Genomic DNA, 16,657 nt, shown 5'->3' with positions numbered 1-16,657 from the left:
ATGACGGCCTACAGCTACTTCGGAAACTCTGAGCCGCCGACCGGATTTGTCGTGGCCCTGCTTGGGGAAGACAGGTCCGAATTTCTGATTTTTAGCGAAGGCTCGGCAAACTGGCTGGAATACGGGGACTATAGGTATGATCAATGCAATTGATTCCCCCCTCCAACCGATTTCCCAATTGGTAAGCCAGTTTAAATGCTTGGTTTCCTCGATTGTGCTGGGTTCGGGTCTAGTTTGGACCTCATCAGCTTTCGCGGCTGACGTTTCGCAACTTCCAACCGGTTTGCGGGCGAAGGTTGATCTGGCGGCACAGGCCTGCACAGAGTTCAACAACGGTAAGTTTGGCTTAGATTGGGGCGCGGTTGAAAGGGTGGATCTTGACGGAGATCTACAACGCGACTGGGTTCTGAATGAGTCTGGTTTTGCGTGTTCGAGCGCCGCTTCTCTTTACTGCGGCACTGGCGGATGCATGTCGCACTTTTGGGTTGGCGAAGAGGTGCACTCCTTGCTCAACAAAGGCTGGACGGTCGTTGACTTTGGGCGTCAACGAGTTGTTGTCGCAGATATACATGGCTCCAATTGCGACGGAATAAACCCGACGCCTTGCGTCACAGCCAGTGTTTGGGATGCGGAAACTAAGACGTGGCGCTCGTCTGCTGGCGATTGGGAGTAAACTGCATATGTGCGTAGCAAATGTGCCAGAGGACGCCGTTAGCTCGATGGGTTCTCTGTCGCATGCAAACTTCTGGGCGAATTGTGCAAATTTATGCGCAAATACCGCACAGAGGTTATGGGCAAGCTTCCAAGATTTTCTTTAATGAAATCAATGTCGAAAACGCAGTGTTATGTGCGCACCTACATCAGGTGTAGGTTTGCGCATAACACTTCGCGCACCCCATAGGTTTGCGTAGTTTGCCCATAGTTTTGCGTTGTAAGTCTGGAACCAATCTGACGGTTGGATTGGTGCCAGCTCAAGGGCAATCACGAGTATTTTCAAGAAGCAGGGTTGATGCCAAACGCGACAAATGACGGCACCCATCCCGATGCGAACATTCCACCGTCATCCTACCTCGGATAAAACAGACGTTCCTGCAAGGATCAGAGTTCGTGGAGTCAGCCACCAAGCAGACCTTCGCTGCTAGCGCAGCACTAGGACTCAGTGACGGCGGCAATGCACAGGAAGCGGACTTTTCATCTAAGATGCAATGTTTTTTTCTTGGACAGCAGCTATGTGGGACAAAGCAGTCGTTCGTAGAATCTCTAAAGACGAAGATGCAAATGCGTGATAGCTCCAGATTATGGCCACGACATCTGCGCGAAATCGAACGCCCATACCTTACGCATTTGCGGGTATTGGTGTTCTCTTTGCTTCAATCTGTTTCGGGCTGGTTCCCTACTTCAGCCGCAGCCTGACCGAACAGGGTGTTGCACCCTATGCGGTCGCATTCTACCGCTATATTGTTGCGGCTCTTCTTCTGCTTCCTGTTCTCATTGTGCACTGAAAAGAATGGCGAGAGATCACTTGGGGTCTCTCCGCCGGAGCCGTAATGGGGCTTGGTTGGATCGGATATGTAACGGCGCTGGAGAAGCTGCCCGCATCGACAGTGGGTGTGCTTTACATGACCTATCCGGTGTTCACCTTAGGTATTGCTTGGGCAGTGTTTGGCGATGCACCCACGCGACGCGCCATGTTGGCCGCTGGTCTGATTGTGGTGGCAGCTGTCATTGCTGGCTCGCCTGCGTCAGTGGCTGCGGAAAACCTACCAACGCTGCTGCTATCCCTTGCCGCCCCATTTGGGTTTGGCTTCGGAATTTGCGTACTGGTACACAGGTTGTCACGGATTGCACCGTTGGCACGTATCGCGTCAGTTTCTCTGGGGTCTGTACTGGGCCTCGCGCCGCTCATCCTTGGAGCTGAGGTTGGAGAGCTTCTCCCAGGGAACAATCCGATTGGCTTTTCATTGTTGGTATTGGTCTGGTTACCGCTTTCGTGCCCCAGCTTATCTACACGATTTGCTCACCTGTTATTGGGGCTTCCCAAACTGCGGTCGTCGGAAGCATCGAATTACCCACGATGTTTGCCGTGGGATATCTTGCCTTTGGCGAAGCCATCTCTTTACCTCAAGCTTTGGCATGTGCCTTAGTGCTGGGCGCAATCGCGATCACAAGAAGTAAGAAGACGCGCACCGTATCTACCGTACTCGCAAAATCACCAAGGCGGTAGTACTGGGCTCGAACCGGTCATCTGACGGTTTCAGTTGTTCATCGGGTCGGTTCAGACGGCATCAAGGTCGGCCTAGCGGACAAAGCCGACCTTGCAGAAAAGCGAGGTAATGCTTGAAAAAACTTGCTTCTGCTGGGATGGTTTCTCCGACAGAATTTTCTGAGGGATTTAGAATGCATTTTCCCAAACTTGCGGCGGTTTCGTCGATTTTTCTCACTATAGCCAATTCGCAAGCGCTCTCCCAGGATGGGGGACCGATACTGTTCACAAACGTCAACGTGTTTGATGGTGTGAATGAGGAAATGATTACAAATGCCAATGTCGTTGTAACCGACAATCTGATCACAGATGTGTCCTCAGAACCCCTCGCCGTCGCCAATGGTATCGTCATCGACGGCGGCGGGCGCACGTTGATGCCGGGCCTGATCGACGTACACTGGCACACGCTTTACTGTTGCAATCCGCAGAGTGTGGTTGTGACCGGCGATATTCTTGAGGTCGCGGTGCGGGGTGCCATCGGGTCCGAAGGCACGTTAATGCGCGGCTTTACAACGGTGCGCGACGTTGGCGGCAATTCATTTGCCATAAAACGGATGATTGACGCAGGCGAGATCGAAGGCCCCCGTATCCTGCCGTCCGGCCCACCCGTGACACAAACTGGTGGCCACTTTGACTATCGCCCCTACCAAGCGGTTCCGACGAACGGCGCGGATTCGCAATGGTACTGGTACAGCGTTGGTTTGATGGCGCAGGCTGACGGTGTTCCGGAAGTGGTCAAACGCGCGCGTGAAATCATGCGCATGGGCGCAAGCCAGCTTAAGATTTCCACCGGTGGCGGGGTGTCATCTACTTATGACCCTCTGGATGTACGCCAATATACCAAGGCCGAAATCGAGGCTTTCGTAGAGGTGGCCGACACCTACAACACCTATGTTGCATCTCATGTCTTCACGGACGAGGCCGTGGAAATTGCCGTTGCCGCTGGCGTTAAGTCCATCGAGCATGGCTTTTTGATGAGCCGCGAAACGATGGAACTGATGCGCGACAATGAAGTTTGGTTGTCAGTGCAGCCCCTGCTGGATGACGAGGATGGCTTTTCTTTCGACGACCCTGTTAGCCAGCAGAAATGGATCGACGTCACCAACGGTACAGATTTCACCTACAAAACGGCGAAAGAAGTTGGCGTGAAAGTCGCTTTCGGCACCGACATCCTGTTCGATCCCAAACTGGCCGAACGTCAAGGCGCGTTCCTTGCCAAATTGAAGCGCTGGTACACGCCATACGAGGTGCTGAAAATGGCGACTTCAACCAATGCTGAACTGCTCAAACTCTCAGGCCCGCGCCACCCCTATCAACAAGGTGACTTAGGTGTAATCGCAAAGGGCGCTTATGCCGACTTAATCCTTGTGGACGGCAATCCGCTGCAAGATATCGACCTGATCGCAGACCCGCATGAGAATTTCGATCTGATCATGAAAGACGGCAAAGTCTACAAGAACACGCTGGACTGAGTTCCAGATGAAGTCCTTTGCTCAAAGCCAATTTTGTAACGACTGCTTTGGGCTCGCAGCCGGCATTCGGTCATTTCACTCAGACAATTGACGGGCACCAAGGGGTCAAGGTCGGCAAAGTGCTGTAAGCAGCCTTGTGCACTCGCAGCTACCAGATCACTCGGCTATGTCTGGTAAGGGCTATTAACGATATTTTATGCCAAGGCCGGTCAGTTGGCACTCAAGTCACACTGAAGCACCAAGATACATTCCCCTACGTCGTCTTTTCTCATTGATCTGGGACTGGCTTCGACAGATAGAGAGGTGTGCGGTGGCTGTCTTCCTTCGCAAGTGGCGCATTTCAAAGCGCTGCCGGAGGATCTCCGGTGGCCTTTATTCACGGCTTACGCACCTGCCACAGGCCCTATCAGAGGACGTCATGCCCCTTTCACCTGACGGTCAAGACCGCGCAACTCGCGCCATTGACCCTTTGCCAATACGCCTAATCAAGCGCGCTATACTGGTTCTTATCGGCCTGTTTTATTTCCTCTTCGTGGCCTTTGCCCCTCTTCTTTGCGTTCGGCGCAGAGGGTTTCGGGGTTGGTATTGGCGCCTGGTGAAACGGTCATGCTCACGCCTGCTGTGGCTCCTCAGCATCCGCGTCGAGATGCGTCCTGAGGAAAAGAATGCCCTCGCCGCCGACACCAACAGCATCATCGTGGTCAACCACCGTAGCCATCTCGATGGCTTCAGTCTCATGCACGTGGTGCCAGACACCAAATGGTTCACTTTCGCGGCGAAGTCAGAGTTCTGGAACAGCAAACTCCTGCGCACTGGTTTTGATGGAGCGGGTCTCGTCCCTATCAACCGAGACTCCGGCTCAACGGCCATGGATACGCTGATAAAGGCTGTCAGGGAAATGCCTGCCCGCTGTTCCATCGTGCTATTCCCAGAAGGCACCCGATCCAAAACAGAATCGCTCGGGGACTTTAAAGCGGGTGCTGTCTTAGTCGCCCGAGAAACCGGCCGCACGATCACCCCCATTGTCATCCATGACAGCGATAGTCTACTTCCACGCGGCAAACATTTACCGCGCAGCGGGACGATCCGTGTGGAGGCATTGCCAACATTCGCGTGCGATCCTACCGCTAGTGTGGATGAGGATCTGGCGCGATTGCGCAGGCAAATGATGGCTGTGTTTGAGCGGTGAGGTCTGTTTGACAGAAATATGCAGAAACCGAGTTTGTTGAGTTTTCGCTACGCGTAGCGGCAGATTACAGATTTGCAGAGCAGTTGTACTTGTCGGTGGGATTTTCGCCAACGGGTATCGATATTCGAAGACCTAGTTAGTACCCGTATTTCAGTATGCTCTTGGCCATTCGTATCTATGGATGGGCTGCTTGGTATTGACTCTGAATTCTCAGAAGATAACGGACATTTAAGTGCCCTAATCTTGCTATTCTTGCCGGAGGCAGAAAAAGCAGGGGAGACACGAATTTGCCAGATGCTGTACGACGTATGAGTGATCAAAAACTAACACTAAGCTGCCATCAGACCACCAGCATCGCCTGCGATACCGACTATGCAATCATCGCCGATCTGAATGCGATTTGCCGGGCTTTCCCCTCCGAGTTCCAGTTTGGGTGAGGTTAACCAGAACGCGCATTGCCACGGGGTCATTTCACGTGGCAGGGCTTTCAACACTTTTTCCATCAAAGGAAGCGGGGTTCCATCCTCAGCAAACTGGAAAGATGGATAGGCGTTGGCCCCTTTGTAAGGCAAGGAAAGCACCTTCCCGGTTCGTGTCCAGATGTCGGCTATCCGCGTGATCTGCCAGGAGCCCTTCTGCCATTGTGCGTGCACGTCGGCATCGTCCAGCAATGGATACTCACGCGCAAAATCATCCATCCGGATGTCATTGACCGCGCAACAATGCCCCTCGAAATTATGCAAATACATCTACTTACTCACTGAACTCACTAACAACTCATGAAACGATACTGCCAAAAAACCGTTCTAACCAAAGTTAAGAAGTTCACATTGGGCAAATTAAACTTCAGCTAACCTCGTTTTTTTACCTACTGCGCTGAAATTATTGTTGGTTTGCTTACGATGACCCGCCGTTCTGATGCTCGTAAAACCAGTTCTGAATTCTTGGCTTTGTTACTCATTGGAGTATTAATCCTCACAAGCTGAGGGCATTGGCCATGAATCTACCGAACCAATCTCTGGTTTGTTAGTGATCAACATCAACGCGTTGGACCAAGCCGCCAATCATTCTGTCCAGTGTTGGAAACTAGTACCGAGCGCGGGTTCTCTTTTCTACGATCACGATCCTCCTCGTCTGACACTCCCGCAAAAAGACAAACAGTCCTGATCCTAAGATTAGCGTGACACCAAGCGGGATGGGGAGGTTTTGTATTTCTACCGACCTAAATTCCTTTCTCTGGTCACAATACGGACTGACCATTCCAAAAATTTCCTACCGCCACCTTGAATTTTTGGACCAAACATTCCAAATCATACGCATGAGCAAAAAAACTCTCCCAAATGGCGACATCAAATCACCCGCAGGCCCGGGTAGGCCTCGCGCCTTTGACGAAGCTGAGGCTTTGGAGAAAGCCTTGTGCGTTTTTTGGCACAAGGGCTACGAGACCGCATCTGTGGATGATCTGACCAAGGCCATGGGTTTGAGCCGGTCCAGCTTCTATGGAGCGTTCGGCAACAAGCAGGCTTTGTTTCACAAAGCCCTCAGCCACTATTCAAGGCGTGGTTTAAAAAATCTGCGTGACGTTGCAGATGCGGGCGGAAATGACCCCGTTGGTGCGATAATGGAAGCTTTGGCGAACCCACAAGGTGGTCGTGACGGCTGTATGCTGATCAATTGCCTTACGGAGCTTGCTCCTCATGATGATGAAGTGGCGGCTCTCGGGCGACAGCATTTGGAGAGTATTGACGAGATTATTGCGGGAGCGCTTGAGCCTTCGGATCCGGGACAGGTACTCGACAAGGCACGCGCCTTTGCCTCCCTTGCAATTGGCACGCTAGCCTTGCGCAAGGCGGGCGTTCCCAATGAGCAGATATCGCAAACCCTGAAACAAGCCCGGTTGGTGATTTCGCCATAAGGCCCCCCGCCACCATAAGGAAATTAAACCTAACACAAACTCAAACAAGAGACAGTGACCCCAATATTGGACCAATTAGTCCAATAATATCTGAACGAAGTTTGCCAAAGAAGGAAGCAGCAATGGCTGATGAAAAACTGTTCTCCGGCATCAAAGCTGGTGCAATCGAACTGAAAAACCGCATTGTCATGGCGCCACTGACCCGCAACCGGGCAAGAGCCGAGGATGACAGCGTCCATGACTTGCAGGCCAAGTACTACGCGCAGCGGGCAGGTGCTGGTCTGATCATCACGGAAGCATCGCAAATCTCGCCCCAAGGAAAAGGCTATGCCTGGACGCCCGGCATTTATTCCGAAGCACAGATCGACGGCTGGAAAAAAGTGACTGAGGCCGTCCATGCCAAGGACGGGAAGATCGTAATCCAGCTTTGGCATGTGGGCCGGATTTCGCATACCAGTTTACAGCACGATGGTGGCGCCCCTGTTGCACCATCCGCAATTGGCGCTAAGGCCAAGACGTTTGATGGTGAGCAGTTTGTTGAAACATCTGAACCGCGGGCTCTGACCATCGATGAAATATCTGGCATCGTTGCCGACTACCGGAGGGCCGCAGAAAACGCCAAAGAGGCCGGTTTCGACGGTGTCGAGGTCCACGCAGCCAACGGATACCTTATCGATCAATTCCTGCGGGACGAATCCAACAAGCGTGAAGACGAATATGGCGGTCCAGTCGAGAATAGAGCACGGTTCCTGAAAGAGGTCATGGACGTGGTTGTCGATGTCTGGGGCGCCGACCGCGTCGGCGTCCGCCTCAGCCCATTCTCGTACGCCAACAACATCTCCGACAGCGACCCGCAGGCGACATTCACCCATGCGGTCAAATTGCTGAATGGCTATGGGCTGGCCTATCTCCATCTTGTGGAGGGACAGACCGGCGGCCCGCGCGATATTCCGGAAGGTGGCGATCTGAAGGCACTCTATGAATTGTTTGACGGTGCGAAAATGGGCAACAACGCTTACGACCGAGACATGGCGATTGAAGCGGTTGATACCGGCGCCGTCGATCTGGTGGCCTTTGGCCGGCCGTTCATTTCCAACCCGGATCTTGTCAACCGGCTGGAGAAAGACGTCGCGCTGAATGAGCTCGATCCAAGTACTCTCTACGGCGGTAACGAAAAAGGGTACACCGATTACCCGTCGCTGGAAGAGGAAGCGGTCGCCGCGGAGTAATACTTCGTTGTTAACTCCATGGTGATAGGCAATACCAAGCAAAGTGAGCGCGTCGGTTTGAACGCGCTCACCTAGCGGTTACGGCAATATCCATTCTTGAAGCGGGGAAAGGTCATAACCAAAGGCGTGAACCTCCGCAGTGGCATGAATTGTCTGACGTCAGCGCCAAGCCGCCGCTGCGAGATGTTGGGTGAAGGTCCGCTTGGGTTATACTCTGCGAGTCGAGGCACAATGTAGAGAACGGCCAGATGAGGTCCATACAACATTGCCAAATTATTCAATGAAGGATGACTGCCTGAACGCAGCTATGGGGATCAAAGTTTGCGACAAGTCTGCCAAGAATCCGCCACTGGTTTCTTCGATCAACCCAGCCATTTGGAATAGTCGCTGACCAACAGATGTGTCGGAGCAACATCCTCCTCAACCTCGGCAAAGCGGCCGATGGGTTCACGAAAGATATTGTCGGTCTCGTCATCGTTGACCGTTGAGACCTCACCGATCAACACATCCCCTCCTTCGCCCCAGAACGCGTGCCAATCACCAGGACGCAGGGTAACGCTTTCACCCGGTGCCAGGCGCAACTTCTCGCCCGATTGGCAATGATGTCGGATGCCGTCCAGCCAGACCACACCGCCGCGATCCTCTGCGAATCCACCCGCGTCGTCTGAGCCGAAAAGCTCGACCACCAGAGTTGCGCCACCGCGGTTGATGATATCCTCAGCTTTCAGAACATGCGTGTGCATTGGCGATAGCTGGTCCCGCCTCGAAATCAATAGCTTCTCGGCGTAGCACATGCCGCCGCCCTTGGCCAAATCACTCTGCAACCCGTTGCGCAGGGTAAAGAGGAACAGGCCCATCTTGTCAAAATCACCGTCACCGTAATCGGTGATGTCCCATCCGCATCTTGCGTTAATGATGTGACGGGCATCACTTTTACGGGCTTTAAACTCCTCGGGTGTCCAATAGGCAAAGGGCGGCAACGTGAACCCGTGAGAGCGGATCATCTCATCTGCTTGGGCCATGATTTCATTGATGCGCGAGCGCTTCATGCCGGCACTCTTTTGGTTTTGAGGATTTCGATTACCATGGCTGCGGTCCACGTAAAGCTACTGCCGCCACAAGGCTCGCCGCTCATCGGGTCATAATACTCCGCAAAGCCGCTTTTCTGAATAAGCTTTAGGCTATCGGCGAGGATCCGTTGCGCCATTTCCCTCTGCCCAGACCGACTTAGACCTTCGGCAATCAAATAATTTACGATTAACCATGTAGGCCCGCGCCAGTAGCGCAGGCTATCAAAAGCGCCATCTGCCGGGTCGTGACTGGGCACCAGATAGCCGCAACGCTCGCCCAATAAAGCGATCCTTCGTGCGAGCGCATCAGCACGGCCATGAGGTACATCAGCAATTGCCGCGAGCAACCCACCAATCGTTGGTGTGTCTTGCAGGCGACCAGCGGCACGGTTGTAACACGTGTATTGCCCAAGCGCCGGGTTCCAGAGGCTTTCCAGAGCCGCGCGGCCATTTGCGGCCATCTCACGCGCTTCAGAAGCGATTGACGTATCGCACAAGATTTCCGCCAAATCCGCAACTTGGTCACAGGACCGTATCAGGATGCCGTTAAATCCTGGATCAACGAGGCAAAAGGGCGAGGCATCGTGGAGCTTCGCATTATCCCATCCAAGTCCTCGGAAGTACTCGACCAACCAGATATAACACTTGTATTGCTCGTCCGACGGGCGGTGATCTGGGTTGGCGTGTGTCGTATCGCGCCGCGTAAATGGCGCGACCCCCTCGATCGGCACCGCGTCCAGCCCTTCATCCCAATCCACCGAGTTGTCTCGACCAGATTCCCAAGGGTGGATGATCGCAACCAGCCCCGTGCCGTTCGGATCGCGGTTGCGATAGAACCACTGATGCCACGCATGGACTTTGGGCAGGAGCTTGGCCAGCCGCACGCGGGCTGCGGCCTTGTCTTCCGCCCGATCGTAAAGCTTGCGTAAAGCAAAGCCCACAACCGCTGGCTGGGTGATACCAGTCGTCGGCACCACGCGTCCAGTTTGCCAAACGTCAGGACCAGGGAAATACCCATCATCAGGTTCGTGAAAAATGATATGCGGCACCATACCGTCGACCCACTGATGGGCCATAAGAGTCTCGACCTCGACCCAGGCCCGCTCCATGTTGAAATGCGAAAAGCCAAGTGCGGACAAGGCGCTATCCCAGTTCCACTGGAAGGGATAGAGGCCATGGGTGGGCACTGTGTAGGTGCCCCGGTCATTGTTCTCCATGACCTTGCGTGCCTGATCGATCAACGCTTGGCTCATCTTGTTTCTCCTTTACGCGACAGCCAAGGTGGTTTCGGGGTCGAACCAGCGTCCCCGGCCTTCTTGCGGCGCTAACGTAAGTACGTCACCGGGTTTCACGTGGAGTTCGCTATCCAGCACAGCGCGGAACTGGTGACCTTCGACATCACAAGTCACCAACAAATGCGCGCCAAGCGGTTCCACAACCTTGGCTCGCGCTCCAAAACCCTGATCAGCAACACGCAAATCTTCCGGGCGAATGGCCCATTTCAGGTCCTTGCCATTTGCCGGCCCATCGAAGTTCTGCCCGGCAACAGTCCAACGACCAGAGCCCGCAGCTTCAGCGGGGAGGAAATTCATCGGGGGGTTGCCGATGAAACTGGCCACGAACTCGGCCGCTGGATCCCTGTAAACTTCGATGGGCGAGGCTGCCTGAACAATCTTGCCCTGATGCATAACGCTGATCCGATCGGCCATGGACATGGCTTCGACCTGATCGTGTGTCACATAGATGGCAGTGGTCTTGCTTTCGGCCAGAACACCCTTCAGCTCGGCGCGCATTTCCATCCGCAACAGCGCGTCAAGGTTCGACAGCGGCTCATCCATCAGGATCACGTCCGGCTCCATTGCCAACGCGCGGGCGACAGCGACCCGTTGGCGTTGACCGCCTGACAACTCACCCGAATAGCGCTTTAGAAGCTGTTCGATATGCATCAGCCCGGCGGTTCGTTCGACCCGACGTTTGACCTCATCATCGGGCAGTTTTTGCATCCGAAGACCAAAGCCAATGTTCTCGAACACGGTCAGGTGCGGAAACACCGCATAGTTCTGGAACACCATCGAGATGCCGCGATCTTTGGGAGAAAGGTGATCTACGCGACGCCCACCGATCCAGACCTCACCGGTCGTCGCTGTCTCAAGCCCTGCAATGATGCGCAGAAGCGTGGATTTACCGCAGCCCGAGGCGCCCAAAAGGACCATAAATTCCTGGTCTGCGATGGTCAGGTTGATATCGTGCAGAGCCTGGTAGGATCCAAAATTCTTGGCAACGTTTTTGATCTGTATTTCAGCCATAACAGTTTCCTTTCAGTCACCGCTCAGCGGTTGGCGATGCCCCACATGGCAAAGAGATATTTGCGCACAGCAAAGATGAAGATCAGCGCAGGCACCACGAGAATGAAGCCGCCTGCGAATTTCAGGTGCAACGGAGCTTCGCCCAATGTCTGCAATAGGAACGCGGGAAGCGTCCGGTTCTCGATAGTCAGCACGGCAGCCGCGAATACTTCGTTCCACGAGATCACAAAGGCGAAAATCGCCGAGGCTGTAATCCCTGGCAGAACCAAAGGCAGGATCACCTTGGTGAAGGCGGTCAGCCGTGTGCAGCCCAGCGTCCAGGCTGCCTCTTCGAGCTCCAGCGGGATACCAGAGAAAAGCGAAAAGGTGATGAGAACCGCGAAAGGGATCGCCAGTGTCGTATGGACAAGCGCCAGACCGAAGGCCGTGTCATCCAGACCTGTGCGGATAAAGAGAACCGCAAGGGGCAGCGCCAGCAAGGGCAGCGGAAAAGCCCGGGTCAGCAGGATCAGCAGCCGGAACAGCTCTTTCCCACGGAAGTCGAACCGCGATAGGGCGTAGCCCGCGGGGGCTCCGATGGCGATGGACATCACCATCGTCATCAAAGCCACCACAACCGAGTTCCACAGCGCCCTCAGCATCCCCTGGAACCCCATGAAGAATTCCAGGGATCCCATATTGAACTCCGGGATGAAGCTCTTGGGGAAACTGTTCACTGTATCCGGTGAGGACATTGTGTTCACGAACAGCAGGTAGAGCGGTATGATCACCCAGGCACACAGCAAGATCACGCCTGCTCGGTAGAGCCCCCTTCCCGCCTTGCGGGCGTCAGGGGCCACAACGTCTGCTACAGCCGTCATATCGTGGCTCCTTTCGGGACGCGCAGAGCGCGCATGATGATCAGCGTAAACACGATTGAGATAATCAGAACGATGATCGCCAGCGCTGCTGCTGCCCCACCATTTTGCAGGTCAAACTGATAGGCGTAGATCTCGCCCATAAGCACCGGGAAGATCGTGCCCCCAAGAGCTGCAACCACGGCGAAGACCTCGAAGGCCAGGATGACGCGCAGGACCAAGGCCGTTTGCAGCGATGGACGCAGAAGCGGCAAAGTGATCCGGGTGAACTGTTTCCAGCGCGAGGCGCCAAACACTTCCGCAGCTTCGTAGTATTCCTTAGGGATCAGGCCGATGCCCGCCACAAGGATCACAAGCATGATCGCAGTTGCGCGCCAAATCTCAGCAAGCATAATCGCCAGGAACACTACCCACGGCGTTTGATAACTCAGCAAACTTACAGGTTGGTCAGTGACACCAAGCCCGACCATCATCGAGTTCAGGAAACCCGACTGCTCGAAGATCGCCAGCCAGATGATACCGGCGGCAAGATCAGAAATACCCAGCGGAATGGTCCATATATACAGAACCAGATCGCGCCCCTTTTGCATCTTCGTGACCATTGTGGCCATCAGAAGTGACAGCGCCAGCTGGATCGGTACCACGGCCGCGGCCAGAAGAAAGGTGTTTTTCATCGAGATCGGGAACTTCCAGTAGCTCACAACCTCGCGAAAGTTATCCAGTGAAAAGCCGTCTCCTGTTCCAAAAGCCTGCTGCGCCACCAGCGCAAACGGGTAGAGGAAAAACAGGCAGAGAAACAGCGTCACCGGGAGGATCAGAAAGTAAGGCAATAGCCGCGCTTCCATCGGACCGCTCCTTTAAGTTGGGATTATGCTGGGGAACCGGGCCACAGCTTCTGCGGCCCGGCAGTCATGGAAGGTTTTATTCGACGGGGCAGGCACCTTCCGAAGGCGCATCTGGTGCCCAGCAAGGCGCGCCGGTTTCGTTCATGATCTTTTCCAGCTGTTTCTTTTGATCTTCCAGAACCTGCTCAATGGGTTGACCAGCCAAAACAATGCGTTCGAACGCATCCACGTATACACGGTTGAAGTCGCCGCCCATGCTACCCAGACCCGCAGGCAGCAGGCCGGGATTTGCGTCTGCCGAGCTGCTCATCTTGGCAACCGCTTCGCCGGCAGCTTTGACCGAAGGCGGTAGGTCGGCGGGCAGCTCAACATCAACCACAGGGAAGAAGTTTGTTGCCTTCAGTGTCGCGATCTGTGTCTCGGGCTGCATCAGATAAGTCACCAAAGCTTTGGCACCTTCGGCATCCGGCGCGGTGCGTGGGATGGCAACACCTGCCAGAACAGGCATGAAGCCACGGCCAGTTGGGCCTGCAGGTGCTGGGAAGGCAACGAAATCATCTGGGCGTTCATTGAATGCCTGCGCCAAACGCGACGTGTGGTCAAAGACGATCCAGGCATCCCCGTTCAACAGCTGTTCCTGCATGAATGAAAAGTTGGTCGAGGCAGGGTTCGTATGGCTCCACAGCTCTTTGAACTTTTCCCATGCCGTCACAGCCTCGGGCGAAGCAAAGGTCCGCACAACACCGTTGGTGTAGGACGGGTAAAGATAACCTTGGAAAAAGCGGTGTTTCAGACCCTTGGGACCTGCCGGAAATCCGAATTTCTTCTGACCCGTCGCTTCTTCAACGTTCGCCGCCCACGCAATCAACTGGTCATAGGTCAGTGCATTAATGTCCGCACCTTCAGGCAGGTATTGCAGTGCTTCCGTGTTTGCGGCCATGATGTAACTCGCTTGCATCCACGGCATATATTGCAAGCTGTCAGTACCCAGCTTAGCGAGATCATTGAAAGTGCCCGACGCCGACATGACGCCAAGTTCGCTAAGGTCCATCAGGTCATCAGGATTCATCGCCGAGAAGTTGCCATGCAAGGAGCCCAGCAAGTCAATGCTGCCTGAGTCGGCTTGCAGCTCGGCTTGCAAGCGAGTCAGCCAGGGGCCATCTTCGTTCGGTTGGTAGTCAACCCCGCCCTCGAAGCCACCAAGAACCTCGGTCCGCATAGCCTGCGCTTCTTCGGCGGGCCGGGCCTGGGTCGACCAGAACAGAGTTTCAGCTTGCACGGCAGCGGCGCCAGCAAGCATGGCAACACCGGACACGGCAACCGACAGTTTCAGATGAATCGACATGATTTCCTCCCTATGTCTGAGGCTGACCGAAACCCGACAACCTCTCTCCCTCGCCGACACCTTTGGGTCAGTCCGCGGGCGAATGCAGTTAATATGGTATATCGTTGTATCTTGAGTCAAGCCTGTTACCGTCAAGCTTTTGCCATAATTTGCTTGCCATTTGCAAAACCACTTGCGATTTTAGGCAAACGTTATATCTAAATTGTGACCCATGACGAAAAAACCCACCTTATCCAGCGTTGCCAAAGAAGCGGGCGTGTCGGTTCCAACCGTCAGCCAGGTTATGCGTGACACCGGCCGAATTTCAGAGAAGACACGTCAGAAAGTCCTGAGCGCAGCCAAGCGTCTGCGCTACGTCCCAAATCAAGCGGCGGCCACAATGCGATCAGGTGACAATCGCGAAATCGGTTTTATCCTTAACAAATTGGCCAACCCGTTTAACGCAGAGGTTGTGAGTGGCGCCGTCGACTTGCTCGAAACCGAAGGGTTCATGGTGTCGATCCTCGATGCGCAAGGCGATCTTCAACGTCAGGACCGCCTTCTGGAAGCCTGCATCAGATTTGGCCGACGTGGTTTGATCTGGGTTCCGGCACTAGACACAAGCGAAGTATCTATGGAGCTTCTGAATGCTCACGGTGTTCCCGCTGTGACATTCATGCGAAAGGTGTCGCAGTCTTTCGACCATGTCGGCATTCTTAATACCGAAGCCCTCGCACAAGCCACGCAGCACTTGATTGATTTAGGGCACAAGCACATCGCCTATTTTGGCGGCACCGAGCAATCGTCCGTGCGTGAAGAACGCATCGCCGGTTACCTTGGCGCTTTAAAGCAGATGGATGACGTGCAGCCAATTGTCTGGCCATGCGATGAGAATAAGAGTGCTGGCGTTGACGCTATTGCCGCACTCCGTCACCAACACCCCGAGGTGACGGGTATTGTTTGCAACGGAGACGTTGTGGCGCTTGGCGCCTGCTTCGGATTGATCCGGTCCGGTTGGAAACCAGGGCATGATTTTTCGGTGGTGGGTTTTGATGACATCGAGGATGCGGCCGTCTCGACGCCCGGCCTAACAACCATGGCGATCGACCCGAAGAAGTTAGGCAAGCGGTTGGCCGAGATCCTTCTGGACCGGATGCGAACACCCGATCTGCCAGTCTGTCATTTCGAGTATTCTGCGACCCTGACAATTCGAGGAACATCAGGAGCAGCCCCTAACCTCTAAAGTGTATACGTCAGTTGCTGTCGCAGGCGTTTATTGCGCTACCATGCGAAATTTGACACTTTGGACTCATTGCTGACGTTTTCTGCATACACGATCAACGGCTTCTATCGGGCGAGTTAAGTGAAGGTGCGTTGGGTCCGCTGATGAGCTGACCACTCAACCAGAGATAGCTTCAAATAAATCCGGTTCAGCGGCGTTAGTGGTTGTTGTGATGTGGTCAATCATTAAATGGTGCGTTAATCTGCTAATCGAACCTCCGTTCGGCGACGACCGCAATGAGGACACCAAACCAGACATTTGGACTGGACAAGGCATGCCCGCTCAGCGCCTGGTCCTTGGCATTGATGTCAGGATGTCTGGCAGCGCGCTAAGCTTTATTTGAGCTTACGTTTCCCAAGGTGGCTTTGCGCCAATCTCTGCGATCAAAAAATCAATAAACACCCGCACTTTTGGGGACAGCACGTTGGACTTGGGATAGATCAGCCACAAGACATTGTCTTCACTGGCCTCAAAGTTTGGAAGAACCCGTATCAAACGACCTGACTTCAGTTGGTCATGCACGTTCCATAGAGCGTTCAAGGAAATACCGGCTCCGGCCAGCGTGGCGCGGACCTGGCTTTGACCGTCATCGATAATCAATTGGCCTTTGGCTGATGCGGGATCGAAAATGGCGTTCTTGCCCGCCGGTCCTGTCAATGGCCGCGGTTGGCGGTTTTGGAAAGCTATCAGATGGTGGGTTTTCAGATCGTCAGGCGTCTTGGGCGTGCCGTATTCATCGAGATAATGCGGCGCGGCGCATAGAATACGGCGATCAACGGCCAGCTTTCGACCTTTTAAGCTGGTGTCGACAAGCGGCGCGTTCCTGAGTGCTAGGCTCCAGACTCATTGAATTACAGCCAGAATAGGACTGTAGCAGCGAGAGCGATGGCCGAGAGGAATACCTT

General features: G+C 54.2%; 14 protein-coding genes and 2 pseudogenes. 8 read left to right on the top strand and 8 right to left on the bottom strand.

Features of this window, described 5'->3' with window-relative positions:
- Positions 1-136 precede the first annotated feature (136 nt).
- The 5 genes and pseudogenes from AC2FEB_RS23015 to AC2FEB_RS22995 all read left to right on the top strand — a co-directional run bounded on the left by AC2FEB_RS23015 (position 137) and on the right by AC2FEB_RS22995 (position 4,924).
- On the top strand, positions 137-673 hold the full coding sequence (locus AC2FEB_RS23015; protein WP_496677391.1) for a hypothetical protein: 537 nt from the start codon (positions 137-139) through the stop codon (positions 671-673).
- A gap of 874 nt (positions 674-1,547) precedes the next feature.
- Positions 1,548-1,667 (top strand): annotated as a pseudogene (locus AC2FEB_RS23010) (DMT family transporter); the annotation flags it as partial.
- Between the two features lie 323 nt (positions 1,668-1,990).
- Positions 1,991-2,224 (top strand): hypothetical protein, encoded by a 234-nt coding sequence (locus tag AC2FEB_RS23005; RefSeq protein WP_496677394.1) that lies wholly within the window; start codon positions 1,991-1,993, stop codon positions 2,222-2,224.
- 173 nt (positions 2,225-2,397) lie between these two features.
- Positions 2,398-3,735, top strand: coding sequence for a metal-dependent hydrolase family protein (locus AC2FEB_RS23000; protein ID WP_299423164.1), 1,338 nt, complete (start codon positions 2,398-2,400; stop codon positions 3,733-3,735).
- Between the two features lie 418 nt (positions 3,736-4,153).
- Complete coding sequence (locus AC2FEB_RS22995; RefSeq protein WP_162896861.1) at positions 4,154-4,924, top strand: lysophospholipid acyltransferase family protein; 771 nt, start codon at positions 4,154-4,156, stop codon at positions 4,922-4,924.
- A 329-nt stretch (positions 4,925-5,253) separates the two neighbouring features.
- Here AC2FEB_RS22995 and AC2FEB_RS22990 read toward each other — a convergent pair whose 3' ends face one another.
- Positions 5,254-5,622 (bottom strand): hypothetical protein, encoded by a 369-nt coding sequence (locus tag AC2FEB_RS22990; protein ID WP_496677396.1) that lies wholly within the window; start codon positions 5,620-5,622, stop codon positions 5,254-5,256.
- 497 nt (positions 5,623-6,119) lie between these two features.
- Here AC2FEB_RS22990 and AC2FEB_RS22985 point away from each other — a divergent pair, with 497 nt between their 5' ends.
- Both AC2FEB_RS22985 and AC2FEB_RS22980 read left to right on the top strand, forming a co-directional pair.
- On the top strand, positions 6,120-6,839 hold the full coding sequence (locus AC2FEB_RS22985; protein ID WP_254683747.1) for a TetR/AcrR family transcriptional regulator: 720 nt from the start codon (positions 6,120-6,122) through the stop codon (positions 6,837-6,839).
- Between the two features lie 122 nt (positions 6,840-6,961).
- Positions 6,962-8,068: an alkene reductase gene (locus tag AC2FEB_RS22980; RefSeq protein WP_496677399.1), complete on the top strand. Its 1,107-nt coding sequence runs from the start codon at positions 6,962-6,964 to the stop codon at positions 8,066-8,068.
- Positions 8,069-8,430: 362 nt separating this feature from the next.
- Here the strand turns inward: AC2FEB_RS22980 and AC2FEB_RS22975 are convergent, their stop codons facing one another.
- The 6 genes from AC2FEB_RS22975 to AC2FEB_RS22950 form a co-directional block, all read right to left on the bottom strand.
- Positions 8,431-9,117 carry a D-lyxose/D-mannose family sugar isomerase gene (locus AC2FEB_RS22975; protein WP_496677401.1) on the bottom strand — a complete coding sequence of 229 codons (687 nt, stop codon included), beginning with the start codon at positions 9,115-9,117 and terminating at the stop codon, positions 8,431-8,433.
- Positions 9,114-10,391, bottom strand: coding sequence for an amylo-alpha-1,6-glucosidase (locus tag AC2FEB_RS22970; protein ID WP_117871527.1), 1,278 nt, complete (start codon positions 10,389-10,391; stop codon positions 9,114-9,116). Before AC2FEB_RS22970 ends, AC2FEB_RS22975 begins: the two co-directional genes overlap by 4 nt.
- 12 nt (positions 10,392-10,403) lie before the next feature.
- The gene (locus AC2FEB_RS22965) at positions 10,404-11,444 is read right to left on the bottom strand and encodes an ABC transporter ATP-binding protein (RefSeq protein ID WP_117871525.1); all 1,041 of its coding nucleotides are present in this window, start codon (positions 11,442-11,444) and stop codon (positions 10,404-10,406) included.
- A gap of 23 nt (positions 11,445-11,467) precedes the next feature.
- The gene (locus tag AC2FEB_RS22960) at positions 11,468-12,304 is read right to left on the bottom strand and encodes a carbohydrate ABC transporter permease (protein WP_117871523.1); all 837 of its coding nucleotides are present in this window, start codon (positions 12,302-12,304) and stop codon (positions 11,468-11,470) included.
- Positions 12,301-13,146 (bottom strand): carbohydrate ABC transporter permease, encoded by an 846-nt coding sequence (locus tag AC2FEB_RS22955; protein WP_496677405.1) that lies wholly within the window; start codon positions 13,144-13,146, stop codon positions 12,301-12,303. The genes AC2FEB_RS22960 and AC2FEB_RS22955 overlap by 4 nt, the downstream gene beginning before the upstream one ends.
- A gap of 76 nt (positions 13,147-13,222) precedes the next feature.
- Positions 13,223-14,491 (bottom strand): ABC transporter substrate-binding protein, encoded by a 1,269-nt coding sequence (locus AC2FEB_RS22950; protein WP_496677407.1) that lies wholly within the window; start codon positions 14,489-14,491, stop codon positions 13,223-13,225.
- 211 nt (positions 14,492-14,702) lie between these two features.
- Between AC2FEB_RS22950 and AC2FEB_RS22945 the strand changes: the two genes are divergently transcribed.
- Positions 14,703-15,713 carry a LacI family DNA-binding transcriptional regulator gene (locus AC2FEB_RS22945; protein WP_117871517.1) on the top strand — a complete coding sequence of 337 codons (1,011 nt, stop codon included), beginning with the start codon at positions 14,703-14,705 and terminating at the stop codon, positions 15,711-15,713.
- A gap of 384 nt (positions 15,714-16,097) precedes the next feature.
- Here AC2FEB_RS22945 and AC2FEB_RS22940 read toward each other — a convergent pair.
- Positions 16,098-16,574: pseudogene (locus tag AC2FEB_RS22940) on the bottom strand (substrate binding domain-containing protein); the annotation flags it as partial.
- Between the last annotated feature and the right edge of the window lie 83 nt (positions 16,575-16,657).

This window comes from Ruegeria sp. YTSC106, from assembly GCF_059609765.1.
This window is presented reverse-complemented; position numbering and strand designations above follow the sequence as displayed.